The sequence below is a fragment of the Pseudomonas sp. NPDC089741 genome (assembly GCF_044748825.1).
Classification (GTDB): domain Bacteria; phylum Pseudomonadota; class Gammaproteobacteria; order Pseudomonadales; family Pseudomonadaceae; genus Aquipseudomonas; species Aquipseudomonas helmanticensis.
Genome location: NZ_JBIVGT010000014.1, coordinates 1 through 23374 on the forward strand (window position 1 = coordinate 1; position 23374 = coordinate 23374).

A 23374-nucleotide genomic window follows, 5' to 3' on the forward strand; every position below is an offset into this window, starting at 1 on the left:
CTGTCGGAAGCAGTCAAGCAGTTGGTAACCCGTGCTCGTAAGATCCAGCGGTTCTTGTCGCCGCCGTTCTTCGTCGCTGAAGTCTTCACCGGTGCTTCGGGTACAGCCGTGTCCCTGAAAGACACCATTGCTGGCTTCAAAGGCATCCTCAACGGTGACTACGACCACCTGCCAGAACAAGCGTTCTACATGGTTGGCGGCATCGAAGAAGCGATCGAGAAAGCCAAGAAACTGTAATCCCGGCGCCCGGCAACGGGCGCTAATTTAGGTTGAGGCAATCAGATGGCTATGACAGTCCATTGCGATATCGTCAGCGCGGAAGGGGAAATCTTTTCCGGCCTGGTCGAGATGGTGATTGCGCACGGTGCACTGGGTGATCTTGGTATCGCTCTGGGTCACGCGCCGCTGATCACTAATCTCAAGCCGGGTCCGATCCGCCTGATCAAGCAAGGCGGGGAGCCTGAGGTGTTCTACATCTCCGGTGGTTTCCTCGAGGTTCAGCCGAACATGGTCAAGGTGCTTGCCGATACCGTGCAACGTGCCGCCGATCTGGATGAAGCTCAGGCTCAAGCAGCTCTCAAAGCTGCCGAGCATGCTCTGCATGAAAAAGGCGCTGATTTCGACTACAGCGCTGCGTCAGCACGTCTGGCCGAGGCAGCAGCTCAGCTGCGCACCGTCCAGCAGATCCGCAAGAAGTTTGGCGGTTAATCCGTCAGCCACTTGTTGTGCGATTGATAAAAAAGGGTAGCCTCGGCTACCCTTTTTTCTTTTCCGAATTCCAAAAACCCGGTCGCAGTTGCTGACCACCCAGGATTGGTAGCCAGTCATGTCTCTTGAAATCGTTATCCTCGCGGCCGGTCAAGGCACTCGTATGCGTTCGGCATTGCCGAAGGTGTTGCACCCGATTGCCGGCAATTCCATGCTGGGCCATGTTATCCACAGCGCCCGGCAACTCGATCCGCAACGCATTCACGTGGTCATCGGCCACGGTGCCGACGTGGTGCGCGAACGTCTGGCGGCTGATGACCTGAATTTCGTCCTGCAGGACAAGCAACTCGGTACCGGCCACGCCACTGCTCAGGCTGTGCCGTTCATTACTGCCGACACTGTGCTGATCCTCTACGGCGACGTGCCATTGATCGAAGTCGAAACCCTGCAACGTCTGCTCAAACAAGTCGTTCCCGGGCAAATGGGCCTGCTCACCGTTGAGCTGGATGACCCGACCGGCTATGGCCGCATCGTTCGCGATGCCGGAGGCAAGGTCACGGCAATCGTTGAGCATAAAGATGCCAGCGAAGCACAACGCGCGATTACCGAAGGCAACACCGGCATTCTCGCTGTCCCGGCCAATCGTCTGGCCGACTGGATGAGCCGCCTGTCCAACAACAACGCTCAGGGCGAGTACTACCTGACCGACGTGATCGAAATGGCGGTCAGTGACGGTCTGGTGGTTGCCACCGAACAACCGCATGATGCAATGGAAGTGCAGGGCGCCAATGACCGCAAGCAACTGTCCGAGCTGGAGCGTCATTACCAGTTGCGCGCTGGCCGTCGTTTGATGGCGCAAGGCGTGACCCTGCGTGACCCGGCGCGCTTCGATGTGCGTGGCGAAGTCACCGTAGGTCGCGACGTGCTGATCGATATCAACGTCATCCTCGAAGGTAACGTTGTTATCGAAGACGACGTGGAGATCGGCCCGAACTGTGTGATCAAGGACAGCACCTTGCGTAGAGGCGTGGTGATCAAGGCCAACAGTCATATTGAAGGCGCTGTTCTCGGCGAGGGCAGCGATGCCGGCCCATTTGCGCGCCTGCGTCCTGGCACCGTGCTCGAAGCGCGGGCGCATGTGGGTAACTTTGTTGAACTGAAAAATGCCCACATGGGCGAAGGCGCAAAGGCCGGTCACCTGACCTACCTGGGCGATGCCGAAATCGGCGCGCGCACCAACATCGGCGCTGGCACCATCACCTGCAACTACGATGGCGCCAACAAGTGGAAAACCGTGTTGGGCGCGGATGTGTTCATCGGCTCCAACAACTCGTTGGTAGCGCCTGTGGATATCTCTGCCGGTGCGACCACGGCGGCGGGGTCGACCATTACGCAGAATGTGGATAACGCGCAGTTGGCGGTTGGGCGTGCGCGGCAGAAGAATATCGATGGCTGGAAGAGGCCGGAGAAGATCAAGAAGGGCTGAGTTATCCACAGTCTCACTTAGCCACAAAAATCCAATGTGGGAGCGGGCTTGCTCGCGAATGCGATATATCAGTCACACATTCAGTGCCTGAGACGACGCTTTCGCGAGCAAGCCCGCTCCCACATTTTTGTTTGTGACGTTTTAAAAAAGTCTGCCTGATGCTTGACGATTTGGGGCCGATAGGTTTTGATTGCTTCCGTTATCTTTCGAATCGAAACTTAAGCCGCCATGTCGAAACGCAATACGCCGCAGCGCCGTCACAACATCCTTGCCTTGCTCAACGAGCAGGGTGAAGTCAGTGTGGACGAATTGGCCAAGCGCTTCGAAACCTCCGAAGTTACGATTCGCAAGGATCTTGCCGCGCTGGAGAGCCATGGACTGTTGCTACGCCGTTACGGCGGCGCAATTACCATGCCGCAGGAACTGGTCGCTGAAACCGCGCAAAGCGTTTCCAAGTACAAACAGGCGATTGCCCGCGCGGCGGTGAAACGCATCCGCGAGCACGCGCGCATCATCATCGACAGCGGCAGCACCACCGCCGCGATGATCCCTGAACTTGGCCAGCAGCCGGGTCTGGTGGTGATGACCAATTCCCTGCATGTCGCCAACGCCTTGAGCGAGCTTGAGCACGAACCGGTGCTGTTGATGACCGGTGGCACCTGGGATCCGCATTCGGAATCCTTTCAGGGCCAGGTCGCCGAGCAGGTACTACGCTCTTACGACTTCGACCAGTTGTTTATCGGTGCCGATGGTATCGATCTTGTACGCGGTACCACGACCTTCAACGAACTGCTCGGTTTAAGCCGGGTCATGGCTGATGTGGCGCGAGAAGTCATTGTCATGGTCGAGGCCGACAAGATCGGCCGCAAGATTCCCAACCTGGAGCTGCCGTGGAGCAGCGTCCATACCCTAATTACCGATGATCGCCTGCCTATCGATGCACGCGATCAGATCCAGGCCCGCGGTATCACCGTGATTTGCGCGGCTGTCAGTCAGGAGAAATAAGCATGTGTGGAATTGTCGGCGCAGTTGCTGAACGTAATATCACCGCCATCCTGCTCGAAGGCCTCAAACGCCTTGAATACCGTGGCTATGACAGCGCCGGTGTCGCGGTTTACACCAACGACGAAACCCTTGAGCGCATGCGTCGCCCGGGCAAAGTCAGCGAACTCGAAGTCGCACTGGCCGAACACCCGCTGGTTGGCCGCCTCGGTATCGCCCACACCCGTTGGGCCACCCACGGTGCGCCGTGCGAACGCAATGCCCACCCGCATTTCTCCGGCGACATCGCCGTGGTGCACAACGGCATCATCGAAAACCACGAAGCCCTGCGTGAACAACTGAAAGCGCTGGGTTACGTGTTCACCTCCGACACTGACACAGAAGTCATCGCCCACCTGCTCAACCACAAGCTCAAGGATCAACCTGATCTGAGCGTTGCGCTCAAAGCCACTGTTAAAGAACTGCACGGCGCTTACGGTCTTGCCGTGATCAATGCCAAACAACCGGATCGTCTGGTCGCCGCGCGCAGTGGCAGTCCGCTGGTGATTGGTCTGGGTCTGGGCGAGAATTTTCTCGCCTCCGACCAGTTGGCCCTGCGCCAGGTCACTGACCGCTTCATGTACCTGGAAGAAGGCGATATCGCCGAAATTCGTCGCGATAACGTGCAGATCTGGGACGTCAACGGTAAAGCCGTCGAGCGCCAGACCGTGCAGTACAGCGACGGTGCCGAAGCCGCCGACAAGGGCGAATATCGCCACTACATGCTCAAGGAAATCCACGAGCAACCGGCCGTTGTCCAGCGCACCCTCGAAGGTCGTTTGAGCAACGATCAAGTACTGGTTCAAGCATTCGGTCCACAAGCGGCCGAGCTGTTCGCCAAAGTGCGCAACGTGCAGATCGTCGCCTGCGGCACCAGCTATCACGCGGGTATGGTCGCCCGTTACTGGCTCGAAGAACTGGCCGGCATTCCGTGCCAGGTCGAAGTCGCCAGCGAATTCCGCTACCGCAAAGTGGTGGTGCAGCCAGACACCCTGTTCGTAACCATCTCGCAGTCCGGTGAAACCGCCGACACCCTAGCCGCACTGCGCAACGCCAAAGAGTTGGGCTTCCTCGCCAGCCTGGCGATCTGCAACGTCGGCATCAGTTCGCTGGTGCGCGAATCCGACCTGACCCTGCTGACCCAGGCCGGTCGCGAAATCGGCGTGGCCTCGACCAAAGCCTTCACCACGCAACTGGTCGGCCTGCTGCTGTTGACCCTGTCGTTGGGCCAAGTGCGCGGCAGCCTTGCCAAAGGCGTTGAAGCCACACTGGTCGAAGAACTGCGTCGCCTGCCAACCCGCCTCGGCGAAGCGCTGGCGATGGATAGCACGGTGGAAAAAATCGCCGAACTGTTCGCTGAAAAGAACCACACCTTGTTCCTTGGCCGTGGCGCGCAATTCCCGGTGGCGATGGAAGGTGCCTTGAAGCTCAAGGAAATCTCCTACATCCACGCCGAAGCTTACCCGGCCGGCGAACTGAAACACGGCCCGCTGGCGCTGGTGGATAACGACATGCCAGTGGTTACCGTCGCACCGAACAACGAGCTGCTGGAAAAACTCAAATCCAACCTGCAGGAAGTCCGCGCTCGTGGCGGCGAGCTGATCGTGTTCGCCGACGAGAAAGCCGGGATGACCAACGGCGAAGGCACTCACGTAGTGCAAATGCCGCACATCCACGACATCCTCTCGCCGATCCTCTACACGATTCCGCTGCAGTTACTGTCGTACTACGTTGCGGTGCTGAAAGGCACGGACGTCGATCAGCCGCGTAACCTGGCGAAGTCGGTGACGGTGGAATAAGTTATCCACAACTGAGTCAGCCGAAAAAGATCGCAGCCTGCGGCAGCTCCTACACGGGAATCGTATTTCACCTGTAGGCGCTGCCGCAGGCTGCGATCTTTTGATTTTCAAGTGAGGGTCGACCCCGATGGATCGCTTCCAGGAAATGCACATCTTCACCACCGTCGCCCAAGAGCAAGGCTTCTCCGCCGCTGCTCGTCGCTTGGGTCGGTCCGCCGCCAGCGTCACGCGGGCAGTGGCGGCGCTGGAGTTGCGGATCGGCACGCAGTTGCTGATCCGGACCACGCGCAGTGTGCATTTGAGTGAAGCGGGGCAGCGTTATCTGGAAGATTGTCGGAGGATTCTCGCCGAGGTGCAGGAGGCCGAGGATTCTGCGGCGGGCAGTCATGCCCAGCCGCGTGGGCAATTGACGGTGACGGCGCCGGTATTGTTTGGTGATTTGTTTGTGACGCCAGTGATGGCGGGTTATCTGGCGCAGTATCCGGATGTCACGATCAACGCGGTGCTGGTCGATCGCATCGTCAATATGGTGGAAGAGGGCATTGATGTTGCGGTGCGCATCGGTGACTTGGCGGATAGCAATCAGCATGCGATCCGAGTGGGAGAGGTACGTCGTGTCATCTGCGGTTCGCCGGACTACTTCGCCAAGTACGGTCGGCCGGTTCATCCCCAAGCGTTGGCCGGTGCGCCCGTCGTGGCGACCTCAGCGATTGGCCAGCAACGCACATGGCCGTTTCTCGATGCGGGCGAACCGCTCAGCGTGCGTCCCGAACCGCGCTTGATCGTCACCGCCAATCAGGCAGCCATTACCGCAGCCTGCATGGGCTTGGGTTTGACGCGGGTGTTGTCCTATCAAGTGGCGAGCAAGATTGCCTCCGGTGAACTTGAAATCGTCCTCGCCGAGTTTGAACTGCCGCCCTTGCCGATTCACGTGGTGTATCAGGGCGGACGCAAGGCCCCGGCTCGGATCCGCAGTTTTGTGGATTTCACGGTAGGGGCTTTGCGCGAACATCCGGCGTTGAAAAATGAGGCGTTATTGCACCAGATGAAATAATTGATTGCGTTTGGTGGTGATTCTGTTCCCCCCGCAACGGGGGGATGATGGTCTGCATCGGCGCTCTCATCCCCGCAGTGGCGCCCCTGTTCAGCGGAGTCGACCATGCAAGCGATCAAACTCTACAACTTCCCACGCTCTGGCCATGCTCATCGCGTCGAGTTGATGCTGTCCCTGCTGCAATTGCCGACCGAGCTGATCTTTGTCGATCTGGCCAAAGGTGAGCACAAGCAGCCCGCCTATCTGGCGATCAACAGCTTCGGCCAAGTGCCGGCGATTGATGACGGCGGCGTGGTGCTGGCCGATTCCAACGCGATTCTGGTGTACCTGGCGCAAAAATACGGCAACGGTCGTTGGTTGCCGGCTGACCCGGTGGGTGCCGCCCATGTGCAGCGCTGGTTGTCCGCCGCTGCCGGGCCGATTGCTTTCGGTCCTGCTGCCGCACGCTTGGTCACCGTATTTGGCGCGCAACTCAATGCTGATGAAGCCATCACCCGCGCGCACAATCTGTTGAAAGTGATGGACGTCGAACTCGGCAAAACTCCTTATCTGGCCGGCGAAGAACCGACCATTGCCGACGTTTCCGCCTACAGTTACATCGCTCACGCGCCGGAAGGCAACGTGTCGCTGGAAGAGTACGGCAACGTTCGCGCCTGGCTGGCCCGCGTCGAAGCCCTGCCGGGTTTTGTCGGCATGCCGCGCACCGTCGCCGGTCTGCAAACCGCAGTCTGATAATCGCAATCCACGCTGCGCCAGTGGTGCAGGGGAGAGGTCGTGATGGAAGGTTCACCGTGGCACGCTGGCGAACAGCAGTTACAGGCCCATGTCGGCGTTGCCGAACGCATGGAAGCCTTCGGGCGCAAGGTGATTCGCACCTGGATGCCCGATCAGCACCGTGAGTTCTATCAGCAACTGCCTTTCCTGCTGTACGGCGCAGTCGATGCGCATGGGCGGCCGTGGGCCAGTGTGCTCGAAGGCGCGCCAGGGTTTGCCCAATCGCCGGATCCCGAACACCTGCATTTCGCCAGTCAGGTCGCGGCCGATGACCCGGCGCAATTGCGCAATGGCGAGCCGATCGGTTTGCTCGGCATCGAGTTGCACTCTCGCCGGCGCAATCGCCTCAATGGCCATGTCGGCAATCTGGGCGCTCAAGGATTCGAGGTGAGCGTGGATCAGGCGTTTGGCAACTGCCCGCAATACATTCAGTTGCGTCAGTTCCAGCGTGTAGCACTGACTGATCCACAGACGCGCCCGGCTGAGCATCTGGATATTCTGGATGATGCCGCGAGCGCGTTGATCGCTGGCGCCGATACCTTTTTCGTCGCCAGTTACGTGGATGTCGATAGCCAGCGTGCGGTGGATGTTTCCCATCGAGGCGGTCAGCCCGGTTTCGTACGGGTGGAAGGCAACCGTCTGACCATCCCCGATTTCGCCGGCAACCTGCACTTCAACACGTTGGGCAATCTGCTGCTGAATCCCAAGGCTGGCTTGCTGTTCATCGACTTTTCCACAGGCGATCTGTTGCAACTCAGCGGGCGTACCGAGATTCTTCTCGAAGACCCGCAGATCGAGGCGTTTCAAGGCGCTGAGCGGTTGTGGACTTTCGAAGTGGAGAAACTGGTGCGGCGCCCGGCAGCATTGGCGTTGCGCTGGCGCTTCGACGGCATGTCGCCGACCAGTCTGTTGACCGGCAATTGGGCCGAGGCGGCTGCGCGTTTGCAGGCGCAGGCGCTGGGCAACCAATGGCGGCCGCTGCGGGTGGCGAAGATAGAAGCGGAAAGTCGCAGCATCCGTTCAATTTATCTGGAGCCAACAGATGGCGCCGGTTTGCCGGTGTTTCTCGCTGGTCAGCATTTACCGCTACGCTTCACGATCGATGGCGAGGTGCATATCCGCACTTACAGCCTGTCGAGTGCGCCATCGGACGGCTTCTACCGGATCAGCGTCAAACGCGAAGGTTTGATTTCATCGCATCTGCATGAGCAGATCCGCGTTGGCGATGTGCTGGAAGCGCGGGCTCCACAAGGGCATTTCACTGTGGCGCCGCTGGAGCACCGCCCGTTGGTGCTATTGGCGGCTGGCGTGGGAATAACGCCGTTGCTGTCGATGCTGCGCGAAGTGGTGTACCAAGGCCTACGCACGCGGGGGATTCGTCCGACGCTGTTGTTGCAGAGTTCGCGCAGCCTGGCTGATCAGCCGTTTCGCAAAGAGCTGGACCGTTTGCTGGAAACGGCTGGCGATGCGGTACGGGTGCTGCGTTTGCTGAGCCAGCCAGAAGCCGATCTGCAAGAGGGTGAGGATTTCGATTTGCATGGGCGTATCGACAGCACAGTGCTGAGGAACCTGCTGGATGCCGAGGATTTCGACCAGCTCGATTTCGTCCTTTGCGGCCCCGGTGGTTTTACCCAAGGGCTGTACGACAGCCTGCGCGAACTGGATGTGCGCGACGCGCAGATTCATGCAGAAACCTTTGGCCCGTCAACACTGAAACGCCAAGCCGACCCAGACGCCATCGTCATCGAACAACCGCCCGCAGCGACTACTTCGGTGCCTGTGGTGTTCGAGCGCTCGGCAAAAGAAGCGCGTTGGCAACCCGATGGCGGTAGCCTGCTGGAGCTGGCGGAAAGCCGTGGATTGCGTCCGGAGTTCAGTTGCCGCGGTGGCTCATGCGGCACCTGCAAAACAAGGCTGGTCAGCGGCGCAGTAAATTATCCACAGCCCCCGGCGGACATTCCGGAAGCAGGCCACGTGCTGATTTGCTGCGCAGTTCCGGCACAAAGCAGCCAACCCTTGGTCTTGGACCTGTAACGAGCCCCTGTAGGAGCTGCCGAAGGCTGCGATCTTTTGATCTTGCGTTTATAGAATCAAAATCAAAAGATCGCAGCCTGCGGCAGCTCCTGCAGGGGGATGTGGTTCAGCCTGATCAGGCGTAGGACAGGGATTTCTCTTCAAGCAATTCCTGATACAGCTCTGTCCACTTGCGGCCCATCTCGTCGGCGGTGAATAACTGCCGATATCGTGCCTCAGCCTTCACTCCCATTGCAGCAGCACGCACCGGATCTTCCCAAAGGGTACGCATTGCCTCGCAAAACGCCTGGGGATTACTCGGCGGCACCACCAGCCCGGTTTCGTTGTGGATATTGATGTAGCTGGTGCCCGTACCGATCTCACTGGAGATCATCGGCTTGCCGTACATCGCGCCTTCAAGCAGCGAAATACCGAACGCTTCCGAGCGCAGGTGCGAAGGGAAAACGATGGCGTAGCTCAGTTGCAGCAAGGCGACTTTGTCTTCATCACCCAAGCGCCCGAGGAAATGGATATTGCGCAGCCCCAGCGCTGCCGCTTGGGCATGCAGTTCCTGCTCGAGCGGGCCGGCGCCGACGATCACCACCGGGTAATCCACGTCTTTCAGCGCTTCGAGCAGAATGTGCAGGCCTTTGTAGTAACGCATCACGCCGACAAACAGAAAAAACTTATCCCCAAGCTGTTGGCGCCAACGGTTCATCCTCTCGCTATCGGCCTGTGGATAACCTGCTTTGTTCAATCCATACGGAATCACCCGGGTCTTGTCCTGAAACTGCTGCAGAACATCGCTGGTGTGCAGGTAGTTCGGCGAAGCCGCGACGATGCGGTCGGCGCTGGCGAGGAAACGGTTCATCAGCGGACGATAGAGTTTGAGCAGGTGCTTCTGGCGAATGATGTCCGAGTGGTAGGTGACGACACTGGGCTTGTTCGTTGCGCTGGCGAAATGCACCAGGTCCATGAACGGCCACGGGAAGTGGTAGTTGACCACGTCGGCCTCGGCGGCCATTTCGCGAAACTGCTTGAACACGCTCCAGGAGAACCCGGTGGAGGCGAATTGAATGTCGAGTTTGGCGCGGTGCACTTCGTGCTGACCGAGTTTCACCACCGGCGGCGTCGGGTCGGCGCTGAGCGTCAGCACCTGGCCGTCGATGCCATGTTTGGCGCCGCTCTCGCACAGCTGGAAAATCACTTGTTCGATGCCGCCGACCGAATCAGGCAGGTAAGTCTTGAAAAAATGAAGTACGCGCATTTCAACCTCCCATGGCCTGGCGGTAGGCACCGGCCGTGGCCTGTGCACAACGCTCCCAGGAAAAAAGCCGTGCCTGCTGCAATCCGGCTTCTCGGCATGCCTGCCAATGTGCTTGATCGTCGATCAACCGGCTCATTGCATCACGCAAGCCGTCTGCATCGTCAGCTTCAATATAGTTGCCGGCAGCGCCCGCGACTTCCGGCATCGCCGAGGAGCGGGTGATGACTACCGGTGTGCCACTGGCCATCGCCTCGAGTACCGGCAAGCCAAAACCTTCATACAGCGAAGGAAAAATCAGTGCTCGGGCGCCGGCCAGCAGTTGTGCTACCTGTTCGTCCGGCAGATAACCGAGCAGACACACATGCCCGCTCGCCAGGGCTTGGCGCAGCGGTTCGCTGAACTGTTCGCGCTCCCAGCCCGCCATGCCGACGATCAGCAACGGAAAGCGCTGGCGCACGGCTTCCGGTAACAGGGCGTGCGCACGCAGGGCCAGACAGAGATTCTTGCGCGGCTCGAGGGTGCCGACACACAGAAAGTATTCTCGAAAGCCCACGGCATGCGCTTTGAGTACTGCGTCGATGGCGTGCGGTTCGCGCGGATGGAAACGTTCGGCCACGCCCAATGGCGCTACGACAAAGCGCTCGGCGGGCAGACCAAAATAGTCCTGGGCTTCGTCGGCAATCGCCTGAGAGTCGGTCAGGATCAGCCGCGCCTGCTGTACGCCAGAGGCCAGGCGCCGCTCGATTTCCTTGAGCCGCGCCGGCGGCTGGGTTTCGGGAAAATGCAGGTGCGTGAGGTCGTGCAGGGTGATCACGGTCGGGCCGTTGAACGCCAGCGGCCACAGGCTCGGCTCGTGGTACAGGTCGATACCTTGCGTGCTGCCCTGATCGAAACGTTTCTGCTCCAGCCAGCGCCGGGCCTGATAAGCCCCGGGGATTTGCCGCAGCAGTGGCGTCAGGCGCGAGTAACCGGGCATGGCCGCTTCCGGCAATGCCGAACTCCAGCCCCAGCCATGGAACAAGCTGACCTCGACATCGGTTTCGCAGCGCAAAGCGTTGACCAGCTCCGCGACGTAGTGGCCGATGCCGGTGCGCGGTGCTTGCAGAATCCGGGCGTTAAGGGCAATGCGCATGCTGCCTCGCTGGCGCCGCTGGCGCTTCCAGGACATGACGCACACTGCGTTCGGCCAGTTGCTCGCTGGCTTCGCGCCAGCCGATCCAGGTCCAGTCCGCGACATCGCGGGCGGCGGGGAACTGGCCGCTGCTTTCGAAGGCTGCGATCAGATCGGCAAGGCTTTGCGGCGCTTGCAGATCGAAGTACGCCATGAACTCACCGCCGATTTCGCGGAACACTGCGATATCGCTGGCCATTGCCGGCAGACCGCGCTGCATGGCCTCCACCAGTGGCAGGCCGAAGCCTTCGACGAACGAGGGGAAAACCAGTGCCTTGGAGTGGGCGTAGGCGTGTTCGAGGCTGGTATCGCTCAGGTCGTTGAACATGAACAGCCGCTGATTCAGCTGCGGGTGAGCGCGCACCCGCTCAAGCAGGACCTCGCACTTCCAGCCGACACGCCCGGCGATGCACAGGCGGGCATTTGAGCCTGCAGCCCAGGCGCGCTCAAAGGCGTCGAGCAGATAGCCGTGGTTCTTGCGTGGCTCAATGGTGCTGACCATCAGGAACACCGGCTCGGCTGTGGCGAACATTTCGCGCAGGCGCGGTTCGACCGTTGCCTCGTTGCTGTGCAAGTCCAGCTCGGAGCCGAGGTGGAAAAAATCCAGCCAGCGCTTGTCAGCCTGCGCGGAGCCGATTCGCTGTTGCAGTTCCTCACGCACCTGATCACGCACGGTCGCGGAGATCGCCATAAAACCATCGGCAGTGCGGCTGACCCAGTCGAACCACTCGCTGAAAACCTGCACCAGGCGCGTGTCGTAGAACTGCGGATGAGTCAGCGGGATCAGGTCGTAGATCACCGCGATGATGCCAACGCCATCGCGCTTGAGTCGTTCGACGTGGGCAAAAAAATCCGAGTGCCAGGAGGAATCCAGCAGCACCAGTTGATCACCGGGCTGATGTTGCAGCGGTGAGCAGCGCTTGAGCAGTTGCGTGTGGTTGATGGCGCCAATCAGCCGCAGCGGTAAACCGAACAAACCGAATGACGTCAGGCGATAGGCAACATACAGCCCGCGTCGCAGCAGTTTCGAGCTGCTCCGGGTGTCGAGGCGCTGGTGCCCTTGCCAGAATCGATGCGCGAGGCGTTGCAGGCGTTCGCCGAACGTCGCCAGGGCATTGAACAGCGGGGTGTCGAGCGGCGCCAGGCGCTGTACGCGATAGAGTTGGCCATTGAGCAGGATCACCGGCATGCATTCGACGCCTTCGGCGCTCGGCGGCAACTGTTTGATGACATTGCGCACCACGCGCTGGATTCCCGAGTTGACTTTCGGGTGCTTGAACACGTGGGTGCATTCCACCAGCAAGCGAGTCATGGCGTGCGCTCGACAGGTGTGGCCGCGGTTTCGCGAGTGATCGTGGTCTGCGCATTCAGCCAGGAACAGCCGACGAAATCCTCGTGCCGATTGTTGATCACGTGGAACACCAGGCCGTAGTCGCGCCATTCGAAGTTGCGATCCAGGTGCGAATCCAGGCGCGACAGGCTCAGCGACACCGAATAGTTGCCTTTGCCCAGGCCCATGATGAAGGCGAAGCGATAGGTAAAGCGTTCACCGGCGTGCAGATCGGTCAGCGCCTTGCCCTGACGGTGGGTGTTGATGCCATACATCATCTGCCCCAGGCGATCCTTGAGGATGAAGCCCAGCACCAGGCGTTCGATGTCCTTGCGCACTTCGACCTGCACTTCCAGCACCACCGGCTGGCCGACTTCGGCGGCGTCGATGCTGCGATCGTGTTCGTCGAGCATGCGCACGCCGAGAATCGCCGCTTCACCGGTACCCGAGACGGTCTGCACTTCGCCCCCGGCGAGCGTTTCCTGGCGCACGACCTGGCCTTCACGCTCGGCCATCAGGGCGTTGTAGTAATCGAGCACGGCTTCGGGTTTACCGTACATGGCCATGTGGCCATCCTTGAGCAGGATCGCCGAGTCGCAGATCGACTGAATTGCCGAGCGGTCGTGGGACACGATCAACAGCGTGGTGCCGGCCTTGCGGAAGCTGCGGATGCGCTCGAAACTCTTGTGCTGAAAGTAGGCGTCGCCCACCGACAGCGCTTCGTCGACGATCAGAATGTCCGGACGCCGGGCGGTCGCCACACTGAACGCCAGACGCATCTGCATGCCGCTGGAATAGGTGCGTACCGGGTGATCGATGGCGTCGCCAATCTCGGCGAAATATTCTATTTCGGGCATCAACGCTTCGATTTCTTCGAGCTGCATGCCCAGTAGCTGCCCGGCCATCACCGCGTTCTGGCGGCCGGTGAAGTCGGGATGAAAACCCATGCCCAGTTCCAGCAGCGCCGCGACCCGACCTTCGATTTCGATCTTGCCCGCAGTCGGCTGGGTGGTGCCGGTGATCATCTTCAACAAGGTGCTTTTGCCGGCACCGTTGGCGCCGACAATGCCCACCGCTTCGCCGGGTGCGATCTCGAATTCGACATCGCGCAGCACCCAGTGCTGATGATGACGGATCGGCGAGAAGGGGATCAGCCACTCGGCCAGCCGCGCCCAGCGGTTAGGGTATTGCTTGTAGGCCTTGCTCAGGCCGGTGACACGAATATGCCCCATCAGAGTTCATCCACCATTTCGCCGACGCGTTGACGAAACAGCCGCAGCCCGAGCAGACAGAAAACGCTGCCGGTGATGAAGATCGGCAACAGCGAACTCCACACTGGCCATTGCCCATAGAGGAACAGGTTCTGATAACTGCTGAACAGGTTGGTCAGCGGGTTGAGTTGCAACAGGCGTTGCACCCATTCCGGCAGGATGCTGATCGGATAGACGATCGGCGTCAGCCAGAACCAGAATTGCAGGCAGATCGCGAACAGCTGACCGACATCGCGGAAAAACACGTTGAGCACACCGAGCACCATGCCCAGTCCGGCGCAAAACATCATTTGCAGCGCAATCAGCGGCAACAGCGCCAGCAAGGCCATGCCTGGCCAGCGCCCGGTTACCAGCAGGAAACCCAGAAACAGCGCGATGATGATGGCGAAGTTGATCCCGGCATTGATCAGCACGATCACCGGCAGGCAGATCCGCGGGAAGCTGATTTTCTTCAGCAGATTGGCGTTGTCGAGAAACATCGTCTGGCTGCGCAAGGTGATTTCCGAGAACAGTCCCCAGGCCAGCAGGCCGGCGCAGAGATAGACGCTGTAGGCCATGCTGTCGTCCACACCGGGCAGACGCGCGCGCATGATGTGCGAGAAAATCACCGTATACACGACGATCATCGACAACGGATTGAAGATCGGCCACAGGGCACCGAACAGCGAATTGCGGTAACGCGCTTGAAACTCTCGTTGCACGCTGCCGAGGATGAATCCACGGTAGCTGCGCAACGAGCGATACAGGGAAAGCAGCATTCAATCGGTCCTGCCGTAATGGTCTTCGAAGCGGACTATATCGTCCTCTCCCAGGTATTCGCCGCTCTGCACTTCGATGATCACCAGATCGATCACGCCGGGGTTTTCCAGGCGGTGCTTGTGGCCGGCGGCGATGAACGTCGATTCGTTCTTGGCCACCAGATGCGTGCCGGTGCCGTTGTTGGTGACCTTGGCCATCCCTTCGACAACCACCCAGTGTTCGTTGCGGTGATGGTGCATTTGCAGGGACAGTTTGCCGCCAGGTTTGACCACGATGCGCTTGATCTTGAAGCGCGGGCCTTCTTCCAGAACGGTGTAGGTACCCCACGGACGGCTGACCGTACGATGCAGCCGATAGGCTTCGTGGGACTTGTCCTTGAGTTGCTTGGCCACCCGGCGCACGTCTTGCGCGCGGTCGGCATGCGCCACCAGCACCGCGTCGGCGGTGTCGACCACGATGAGGTTATCCACACCCACCGTCGCCACCAGGCGACCGTCGCTCTGGACGAAGTTGTTATGGCTGTCGATGAAGATCGCCTCGCCGCTGGCGCGGTTGTTGTCGGCATCGGCCGGCACCAGCGCGGCAACGGCGCCCCATGAACCGATATCGCTCCAATCGAAACCGGCCGGTACCACGACGACTTTTTCCGAACGCTCCATCAACGCATAGTCGATGGAGATGTCGGTGATTTCAGCAAACAGCGCCGGCGACAGTTCCTGTTGCAGGCAGCCGACGGTTTCGATGGGCGCACTGGCGTTCATGCACGCGCGGGTCTGTTCGAGCAGTTCGGGGGCGTGCAGTTGCAGTTCGGCAATCACCGCTGCGGTGGTGAAGCAGAACATCCCCGAATTCCACAGGAAGTTGCCGCTTTCCAGGTAATGCGTGGCGGTTTGCAGGTCGGGTTTTTCGACGAAGCGCTGCACTTTGGCCGCGCCTTTGGCGTCCAGCGGCGCGCCGGTCTCGATGTAGCCGAAACCGGTTTCCGGCGCGGTCGGGATCACACCGAAAGTCACCAGATAACCGTCCTTCGCCAGATTCACCGCGTGTTCCACGGCGGTTTTCAGTGCGTCCTGATTGACGATCAAATGGTCGGCCGGCATCACCACCATGATCGCGTCATCACCGTGCAGCGCTTGCAGCGACAACGCCGCTGCAGCAATCGCAGGCGCCGTGTTGCGCCCGGTCGGCTCCAGCAGGAAGTGCCCGCGATGCCGCGAGACATGGGCGGCGCAATAGTGATCCTTGCTCTGGAAGTAATATTCGCGGTTGGTCACCGTGACAATGTCGCCCCAGCCGTCCAGCAGCGCGGCAGCACGCTGGTAGGTCTTGCCGAGCAGCGACTGACCGTCGGGCAGGGTCATGAACGGCTTCGGATGGCCCTCGCGGGACACCGGCCACAAACGGGTGCCGGCACCGCCGGACAAAATCACGGGGATCAGCATGGCCTACTCCTTGGCGACGCGTTTCATGTCCGCATCCATCATCATGCGGATCAAGGTATCCAGGTCGGTTTTCGGTTTCCAGCCCAGCACGCGCTGAGCCTTGGCCGGATTGCCGAGCAGCACTTCGACTTCGGCCGGGCGGAAAAACGCCGGGTCGATCTTCACGTAGTCGCGGTAGTTGAGGCCGACGTGATCGAAGGCAATACGGCACATCTCGCGCACCGTGGTGGTGACACCGGTGGCGACGACGAAATCGTCAGGCTTGTCCTGTTGCAGCATCAGCCACATGGCTTCGACGTAATCGCCGGCAAAACCCCAGTCGCGTTTGGCGTCGATGTTGCCCAGCGCCAGCTCCTGCTGTTTGCCTTGCTTGATGCGGGCGGCAGCGTCGGTGACCTTGCGGGTGACGAATTCGATGCCGCGCAGTGGCGATTCGTGGTTGAAGAGAATGCCGCTGCTGGCGTGCAGGTTGAAACTTTCGCGGTAGTTGACGGTGATCCAGTGGCCGTACAGCTTGGCCACGCCGTAAGGGCTGCGCGGGTAGAACGGGGTGTTCTCGTCCTGTTGCTCGGCCTGGATCAGGCCGAACATTTCACTGGTCGAAGCCTGATAGAAACGCGTGTGCGGGCTGAACTGGCGGATCGCTTCGAGCAAGTGCGTAACGCCGAGGCCGTCGACGATACCGGTGGTCACCGGTTGATCCCACGAGGCGGCGACGAAGCTTTGCGCGGCAAGGTTATAGACCTCGTCCGGCGCCGACTTGATGACTGCGCGCTGTACCGAGCAGGCATCGGCCATGTCCCCGTCGAGGTAGACGATGTCAGCTTCGACGCCCATCTCGCGCAGACGCCAGCGCGAATCGCTGCTGCGCCGCGCCACGAGGCCGTGAACCTTGTAGCCCTTGTCGAGCAGCAACTTGGCCAGATACGCGCCGTCCTGGCCGGTGATCCCTGTGATCAGTGCACTTTTTGTCATTCTTGTCGTACTCGCATCTCCCAGTCGGACAGGATCGCCCGCAGGGATTGTTGTGTGGTGATTTCTGGCGCCCATCCGGTGGTTTTCGCCAGTCTTGCGTGGCTGCCGCAAACGCGACGCTGATCGGCGCGTCGCATGCGCGCCGGATCCTGAACCAGTTGCATCTCGACCTCAGCCAGATCGCCCAGTTGTTCGATCAGGCTGCGGATGCTTTGCTCGTGCCCCGAGCAAATGTTGTAAACCTGTCCCGGTGTGCCTTTTTCCAGCAACGTGAAGTACGCCGAGATGACATCGCCGACATCGAGGAAGTCGCGCGTCACGTCGATGTCGCCAACCTCCAGTTGCGGCGCCTGCAAACCTTGTTTGATGCGGCAGATCTGGCGGGCGGCGCTGGCGATGACAAAGCTGTCTTTCTGCCCGCTGCCGATGTGATTGAACGGGCGCGCCACCAGCACCGGCCAGCCTTCGCTCAGGCCCCATTGCAGGCTGAGAAACTCGGCAGAGAGTTTGCTCACGGCGTAAGGGTTGCGGGGGCAGGGCGGTTGTTGCTCGGTGATCGGCAGATGGTTTTCGCCGACCTGGCCGTAGACATCGCCCGAGCTGACGTACAGGAACGTGCCCTGAAAGCCGCGCGCCTTGAGCGCTTGCAGCAGATTGAGGGTGCCGAGCAGATTGATTTCGAGGGTGCCCGCCGGGTCACGAAAGGCTTGCGGGACAAACGTCTGCCCGGCCAGATGAATGACGGCGTCGGGCAGTTGCGGCCACAGGTCGAGGAGGCTGTCCGGATCTGTCAGGTCGTAGGGTGCAGCGGCAGGCAGCAGCTCCCACGACGAATCAGGCGATGCCAGACGAGACTGAATATGTTGTCCCACGAATCCACTGAGACCCGTGACGAACAGACGCTTTTTCAAACAGCGACCCCTTGGTCTTGAACTTGCGCCACTTTCCCACAGGCTTTAAGGGGAAGTCTGTCAGACCGGTAGAAAAAACCGATAGGACGACAGGCGAAGTCGTTGTTGTAGTTGTTTGGTTGCCAATCTGTGCCAATTGCGCAGCAATTTCAACAGGTCCAACCGTGACTGGTCAGTTCTCGTCAGCGTAGCCCGATTTATTCTCGCCCGGCGGTTCACGAATCCTCAGCGGATGTGTTTAGAATGCCCCTCGTCGCGAAAACCCGGACGTTGATTGCGGGACCGCGACACAGGGTGAAACCGACCACTAAAACAAGAACGAAGACGTGCTCAATGACTCAGGGCGAGAACGGTACGACCGACTCGATCCGAAGCTGAGACGTCATAGCATGAAGGTGCCAGGACGGCAGTTTCATCGTGGGATGCCATGAATTTCATTCTTTACTCGGACGTCAACGACAGCTCCATCAGCCAGAGCCTGGGGCGTCCGGAATACAGCTATTACTTCGTGCTCAAGGCTTATCGCCCGGTGCTGGAAAGCCTTGGACGAGTGCATGTGGTGTCGTCCACCGCCGAGGTCGACGCGCTTTACCGCCAACTGCTCGCCGCCGGTGAAGACAGTGTCTTCCTGTCGTTCACCCCGCCGCAGAAAACCCCGGTCGATCTGCAATGCCCGACGATGTGCGTGGTGGCGTGGGAGTTCGATTCGATCCCCGATGAGCAGTGGGACAACGATCCGCGCCAGGACTGGACGCAGATGCTCGCGCGGCAGGGCCGGGTGATCACCCTGTCGAGCCATACCGCGCGCGCCATTCGCCGCGCCATGGGCGAAGACTTTCCGGTGTTGGTGCTGCCGACGCCGCTGTGGGAAAACTTCGCGGCAATCCGTCAGCAGCATTTGCCGGTGCCGGTCAATCCGGGCGCCGCGCTGGCGATCAAGGGCTGCATTTTCGATACGCGCACGCTGGGCCTGTCCGCCGATGCGCTGATCCCGGCGCCGCTGAGCGCTGAAGAAGAGGCCGCACTGGCCGCCGAACTCGAAGCCGCCCGCCCGCCACCGCTGACCTTCAAGCGGCGCCTGATCATTGCCCGGCATTACTTGCGGCTGTGGGCGCTGGATCTCGGGCGTCAGCAAGCCGAGCCGGTGTCGCGGGTCAAATTTCTGCACAACTGGTATTGGGAAGGTCTTCGCGATCTGTTCGCGGACAACCTGCACGGCTGGCTCGAAAAACGCCTGCCGGCAATCTGTGGCCCTCAACCGCTGCCGCTGATCGAACCGCCTCCGCTGGATCTGCCGGACACCACCTCGGTGGTCGAAACCCGCGTTGACGGCGTGGTCTACGTCACCGTGTTCAATCCCAAGGATGGCCGCAAGAACTGGCATCAACTGATCACGGCTTTCTGCTGGGCGTTTCGTGAAACGTACGACGCGACGCTGGTGCTGAAAATTACCCAGAACGATCTGGCGTCCTACTACAGCGAGTTGATGACCTTGCTCGCGCAGCTCACGCCGTTCGCCTGCCGGGTGGTGGTGATGCACGGTTACCTCGACGACGCGCAGTACGCCAGGCTCTATGCCGCCGCGAGTTTCTACGTCAATGCCTCGCGCTGCGAAGGCCTGTGCCTGCCGTTGATGGAGTTCATGTCCAGCGGCAAACCAGTGATCGCGCCGGATCACACAGCGATGGAAGACTACATCGATGATTCAGTGGCATTCATGGTCAAGTCCAGCGAAGAGCTGACCATCTGGCCGCAGGACACCCGCATCATCTATCGCACCCTGCGATACCGTCCGGATTGGGGCTCGCTGAAAAACGCCTACGAACACAGCTACCGCACGGCCAAGGCGCCAACCCCGGAATATCAGCGCATGTCGGCTGCTGCCATCCAGCGCATGCACGACTACTGTGGTTTTGCCCCGGTGCAAAAGCGCATGGCGGATTTTTTCGGCCTGGTGCCGCAGACCACGGATGCCGCGCCAGTGACGGATAACGCCTCATGCTGATCATCATTCATTCGGAAACCAACCAGCACACCATCGCGCAGAATCTCGGGCGTTCGGAGTACAGCTATTACTTCGTGCTCAAGGAGTATCGGCCGGTGCTCGAGCGTCTCGGGCGCGTGGTGGAAGTGGCTGATCCGCAGCGTGAAGTCGATGCGCTGTACCTGGAATGCCTGAGCCGCGGCGAGCCGTGTGTCTTTCTGTCGTTCTCGCCACCGCATCGCACGCCGGTGCATCTGGCCTGCCCGACGCTGCCGGTGTTTGCCTGGGAATTCAGCACCATCCCCAACGAAGCGTTTGCCGGTGAACCGCGCAACGACTGGCGCAGCGTGCTGCACGCGTGCGGCGCAGCGATCACCCATTCCAGTTACACGGTCAACGCCGTGCGTGAGGCGATGGACGCCGATTACCCGATCGTCGCGGTGCCTGCGCCGGTCTGGGACCGCTTCGCTGCACGCGGCGCGCAATCGCAGGGGCAAGCATCGCCCGAGTCGTTTCGCCTGAGAATCAAAGGCCTGGTTGCCGACAGTCGAACACTCGATCTCAATGCGTTCGGCCCCAAGCATTTGCGCAGTGGCAAGGGCATTGATTTTGCCGCGCCAGTGACCGAGCAGGAACTGCGGCTCGACGGCGTGGTGTATACCTCGGTGTTCAACCCTGGCGATGGGCGCAAGAACTGGGAAGACATGCTCAGTGCCTTCTGCGTGAGTTTTCGCGAGGTCGACGACGCCACGCTGGTGCTCAAGCTCACGCACCATGATGCCGAAGAAGCGCTCGGCGATATCCTCCATCACCTGTACAAAAACCAGTCCTATCGTTGCCGCATCGTGCTGATCTACGGCTATCTCGCCGATGCCGATTACGAGCAACTGGTGCAGGCCACACGTTACGTGGTCAACACCTCCTACGGCGAAGGCCAATGCCTGCCGCTGATGGAGTTCATGTCCTGCGGCAAGCCTGCCGTGGCTCCGCGCACCACGGCAATGATCGATTACCTGAGCGCCGACAACGCGTTCCTGATCGAGTCCACCGACGAACTCACGGCGTGGCCACACGATCCGCGCAAGGCGTTCCGCACGCTGCGTTACGCGACCAATTGGGCATCGTTGTGCCAGGCCTATGAGGCCAGTTACGACGTGGCCAAAAATCATCCGGCGCGTTACGCACAGATGGCGGCGCACGCCGTCAGCAGCCTGCAGGGTTTCTGCAGTCAGGCCGTGGCCGAGCAGCGCTTGCAGGCGTTCTTCGCGCAGTTGTTCGAGCGCCACACCGCCACCGTGGAAACCCCTCAAGCATGAACAGCAAACGGATCATGGACATTGAAGTCCTGCGCGCGATTGCCGTGCTGGGTGTGCTGTTTCATCACCTGCAAGGCAGTCTGTTCACCGATCCGGTGCCGCTGCTGGAAAAAATCCATGGCTGGGCGCAACCGTGGTGGGGCGTCGATCTGTTCTTCGCCATCTCCGGATTTGTCATCGCCCGCAGCCTGATCCCGGCGCTGCAAGGCTGTACGACTCGCCAGGACTACTGGCAGCAGACGCGCAACTTCTGGCTGCGCCGGGCATTTCGACTGTTGCCGTCGGCATGGTTATGGCTGGCGCTGATGTTGCTGGCGTGCCTGTTCCTGAATCGCTCAGGAGCGTTCGGCACGCTGTCCGCCAACCTGCAAGCGACGTTGGCGGGCGTCTTCCAGTACGCCAACTTCCGCTTTGCCGACAGCTTCTTTCATTACGAATACGGCAGCAGTTTCGTCTATTGGAGTCTGTCGCTGGAGGAGCAGTTTTACCTGCTGTTCCCGCTGCTGATCGTGCTGTGCCGCAAGCATCTGGTCTGGGCTTTGCTGGCGCTGGTCGCGGTGCAGCTATTCACTTTGCGCACGCCGCTGCTGATGGTGGTGCGAACCGATGCGCTGGCACTCGGCGTGTTGCTGGCGATGTGGAGTGCGCAACCTGGTTATCAGCGCTGGCAGCCGACGTTCTTGCGTCGACCGTGGGCCGGGGTTGCGGCGTTGCTCGTGATCGCAGCGCTGTTGAGCTTCATGGCCACCGACCGTTTCACTTTTGCCAACTACCGCATCGGTTCGATCGCTGTGCTCAGCGCGCTGTTGGTGTGGATCGCTTCGTACAATCGCAATTACCTGATGCCGGCCGGTGGCGTTCAGCGTTTGCTGGCCTGGGTGGGCAGTCGTTCCTACGGTATTTATCTGATCCACATTCCGGCCTATCAACTGGTGCGTGAGTTGATCTTCCGGTTGCAAAGCGCCGGCCTGCCAAGCCCGGCCGGACATCCGATCGTCACGCTGTTGCTGGCGTTCGGGCTGATCGTGCTGCTCAGTGAACTCAATTACCGCTTCATCGAAATGCCTATGCGCAATCGCGGTACCGCGCTGGTCAAGCGCCTCGGTACCTCGCCAACCGCCGTCCCATCCTCTGGAGCCACCTCATGCTGAGCCTTTTGAAGAAACTCACGGCGGGCACGCCGGCACCCGCCCCTGCGCAGCCTGTTGCGGCGACCGCCGAGAAAACCGACCCGTACATGCTTGGCCTGCACGATGCGATGCTCAGTGGCTGGTTCAATCAGGAAACCGGCGAGCTGTTCAAAGGTTTTCCGGTGAGTGCCGACGACACGCTGCTCGACGTCGGCTGCGGTGACGGTGGCAACGTGCACTTCTGCGGCATGCGCGGGGCGAAGATCATCATTGCCGACATCGATGGCGCCAAGGTCGAAGCCACCCGTCAGCGCCTCAGCGATACCCCGGCGCGGGACATCGAATGCCATGTCACCGATTGCAATCCGCTGCCGATTGCCGATGCCACGGCGACTCGCGTGGTCTCTACCGAAGTCATCGAACACGTCGACGATCCGGCGCAGTTTCTCGCCGAACTGGTGCGCGTCGGCAAACCTGGGGCGCTGTACTTGCTGAGCGTGCCGCATCCAAGCTCCGAAGACCTGCAGAAAGACATCGCTGCGGCGGAGTACTTCCAGAAGCCCAACCACATTCGCATCATCAGCGAAGAGCAGTTCAAGGCGATGGTCAGCGAAGCGGGGCTGGAGGTCATAAGCCACAGTCAGTACGGTTTTTACTGGTCGATGTGGATGTTGCTGTTCTGGGAAGCCAAGGTCGACTTCAGCAACCCCGATCACCCGTTACTCAATCACTGGGCCGATACCTGGAAAACGGTACTGGACTCGCCGCGTGGCGCGCAGATCAAGCAGGCGCTGGATGCCGTTGTCGCCAAAAGCCAGGTGATCATCGCCCGCAAACCCACGGCATCCCTGTAGGCGCTGCGGCACGCTGCGATCTTTTGATCTGGATTGTAAAAAACCGGATCAAAAGATCGCAGCCTCGTTTCACTCGACAGCTCCTACAG

General features: G+C 60.3%; 19 protein-coding genes and 1 pseudogene. 12 read left to right on the forward strand and 8 right to left on the reverse strand.

Annotated elements, in window-relative coordinates:
* From ACIPZE_RS15420 to ACIPZE_RS15455, 8 genes and pseudogenes are all read left to right on the forward strand, one after another.
* A pseudogene (locus ACIPZE_RS15420) lies at nt 1–237 on the forward strand (F0F1 ATP synthase subunit beta); the annotation flags it as partial.
* A gap of 45 nt (nt 238–282) precedes the next feature.
* Nucleotides 283–708 (forward strand): F0F1 ATP synthase subunit epsilon, encoded by a 426-nt coding sequence (locus ACIPZE_RS15425; RefSeq protein WP_007911962.1) that lies wholly within the window; start codon nt 283–285, stop codon nt 706–708.
* A 118-nt stretch (nt 709–826) separates the two neighbouring features.
* On the forward strand, nt 827–2194 hold the full coding sequence (glmU, locus tag ACIPZE_RS15430) for a bifunctional UDP-N-acetylglucosamine diphosphorylase/glucosamine-1-phosphate N-acetyltransferase GlmU (protein WP_283438233.1): 1368 nt from the start codon (nt 827–829) through the stop codon (nt 2192–2194).
* Nucleotides 2195–2422: 228 nt separating this feature from the next.
* Entirely contained in the window at nt 2423–3199 is a 777-nt protein-coding gene (locus ACIPZE_RS15435) for a DeoR/GlpR family DNA-binding transcription regulator (RefSeq protein WP_283438234.1), read from the forward strand.
* A gap of 2 nt (nt 3200–3201) precedes the next feature.
* Nucleotides 3202–5034: a glutamine--fructose-6-phosphate transaminase (isomerizing) gene (gene glmS, locus ACIPZE_RS15440; protein WP_283438235.1), complete on the forward strand. Its 1833-nt coding sequence runs from the start codon at nt 3202–3204 to the stop codon at nt 5032–5034.
* A gap of 127 nt (nt 5035–5161) precedes the next feature.
* Nucleotides 5162–6088 (forward strand): LysR family transcriptional regulator, encoded by a 927-nt coding sequence (locus ACIPZE_RS15445; RefSeq protein ID WP_400773674.1) that lies wholly within the window; start codon nt 5162–5164, stop codon nt 6086–6088.
* A gap of 105 nt (nt 6089–6193) precedes the next feature.
* Nucleotides 6194–6820, forward strand: coding sequence for a glutathione S-transferase family protein (locus tag ACIPZE_RS15450; protein ID WP_283438237.1), 627 nt, complete (start codon nt 6194–6196; stop codon nt 6818–6820).
* Between the two features lie 45 nt (nt 6821–6865).
* Nucleotides 6866–8896, forward strand: a complete 2031-nt coding sequence (locus tag ACIPZE_RS15455) for a pyridoxamine 5'-phosphate oxidase family protein (RefSeq protein ID WP_400773676.1) — start codon at nt 6866–6868, stop codon at nt 8894–8896.
* A gap of 115 nt (nt 8897–9011) precedes the next feature.
* On the opposite strand, the gene ACIPZE_RS15460 is transcribed toward ACIPZE_RS15455, so the two are convergent.
* From ACIPZE_RS15460 to ACIPZE_RS15495, 8 genes are read right to left on the reverse strand one after another with little or no spacing between them, the layout of a single operon-like run.
* Nucleotides 9012–10142 carry a glycosyltransferase family 4 protein gene (locus ACIPZE_RS15460; protein WP_400773679.1) on the reverse strand — a complete coding sequence of 377 codons (1131 nt, stop codon included), beginning with the start codon at nt 10140–10142 and terminating at the stop codon, nt 9012–9014.
* A 1-nt stretch (nt 10143) separates the two neighbouring features.
* Nucleotides 10144–11274, reverse strand: coding sequence for a glycosyltransferase family 1 protein (locus ACIPZE_RS15465; protein ID WP_283438240.1), 1131 nt, complete (start codon nt 11272–11274; stop codon nt 10144–10146).
* Complete coding sequence (locus ACIPZE_RS15470) at nt 11258–12625, reverse strand: glycosyltransferase family 4 protein (RefSeq protein WP_400773681.1); 1368 nt, start codon at nt 12623–12625, stop codon at nt 11258–11260. Before ACIPZE_RS15470 ends, ACIPZE_RS15465 begins: the two co-directional genes overlap by 17 nt.
* Nucleotides 12622–13875, reverse strand: a complete 1254-nt coding sequence (locus ACIPZE_RS15475; protein WP_400773682.1) for an ABC transporter ATP-binding protein — start codon at nt 13873–13875, stop codon at nt 12622–12624. The genes ACIPZE_RS15470 and ACIPZE_RS15475 overlap by 4 nt, the downstream gene beginning before the upstream one ends.
* Complete coding sequence (locus ACIPZE_RS15480; RefSeq protein ID WP_129386881.1) at nt 13875–14672, reverse strand: ABC transporter permease; 798 nt, start codon at nt 14670–14672, stop codon at nt 13875–13877. The genes ACIPZE_RS15475 and ACIPZE_RS15480 overlap by 1 nt, the downstream gene beginning before the upstream one ends.
* The gene (locus ACIPZE_RS15485) at nt 14673–16115 is read right to left on the reverse strand and encodes a mannose-1-phosphate guanylyltransferase/mannose-6-phosphate isomerase (RefSeq protein ID WP_400773684.1); all 1443 of its coding nucleotides are present in this window, start codon (nt 16113–16115) and stop codon (nt 14673–14675) included.
* Between the two features lie 3 nt (nt 16116–16118).
* On the reverse strand, nt 16119–17090 hold the full coding sequence (gene gmd, locus ACIPZE_RS15490; RefSeq protein WP_011336673.1) for a GDP-mannose 4,6-dehydratase: 972 nt from the start codon (nt 17088–17090) through the stop codon (nt 16119–16121).
* Entirely contained in the window at nt 17087–18001 is a 915-nt protein-coding gene (locus tag ACIPZE_RS15495) for a GDP-mannose 4,6-dehydratase (RefSeq protein WP_400773685.1), read from the reverse strand. The genes gmd and ACIPZE_RS15495 overlap by 4 nt, the downstream gene beginning before the upstream one ends.
* Before the next feature lie 427 nt (nt 18002–18428).
* Here ACIPZE_RS15495 and ACIPZE_RS15500 point away from each other — a divergent pair, with 427 nt between their 5' ends.
* The 4 genes from ACIPZE_RS15500 to ACIPZE_RS15515 are packed head-to-tail and all read left to right on the forward strand — an operon-like array spanning nt 18429 to nt 23285.
* Complete coding sequence (locus tag ACIPZE_RS15500) at nt 18429–20006, forward strand: glycosyltransferase (protein ID WP_400773686.1); 1578 nt, start codon at nt 18429–18431, stop codon at nt 20004–20006.
* Nucleotides 20000–21301: a glycosyltransferase gene (locus tag ACIPZE_RS15505; protein ID WP_400773687.1), complete on the forward strand. Its 1302-nt coding sequence runs from the start codon at nt 20000–20002 to the stop codon at nt 21299–21301. The genes ACIPZE_RS15500 and ACIPZE_RS15505 overlap by 7 nt, the downstream gene beginning before the upstream one ends.
* On the forward strand, nt 21298–22452 hold the full coding sequence (locus ACIPZE_RS15510) for an acyltransferase (RefSeq protein ID WP_283438247.1): 1155 nt from the start codon (nt 21298–21300) through the stop codon (nt 22450–22452). Before ACIPZE_RS15505 ends, ACIPZE_RS15510 begins: the two co-directional genes overlap by 4 nt.
* Nucleotides 22446–23285, forward strand: a complete 840-nt coding sequence (locus ACIPZE_RS15515; RefSeq protein ID WP_129386865.1) for a class I SAM-dependent methyltransferase — start codon at nt 22446–22448, stop codon at nt 23283–23285. The genes ACIPZE_RS15510 and ACIPZE_RS15515 overlap by 7 nt, the downstream gene beginning before the upstream one ends.
* The last annotated feature ends 89 nt before the right edge of the window (nt 23286–23374 follow it).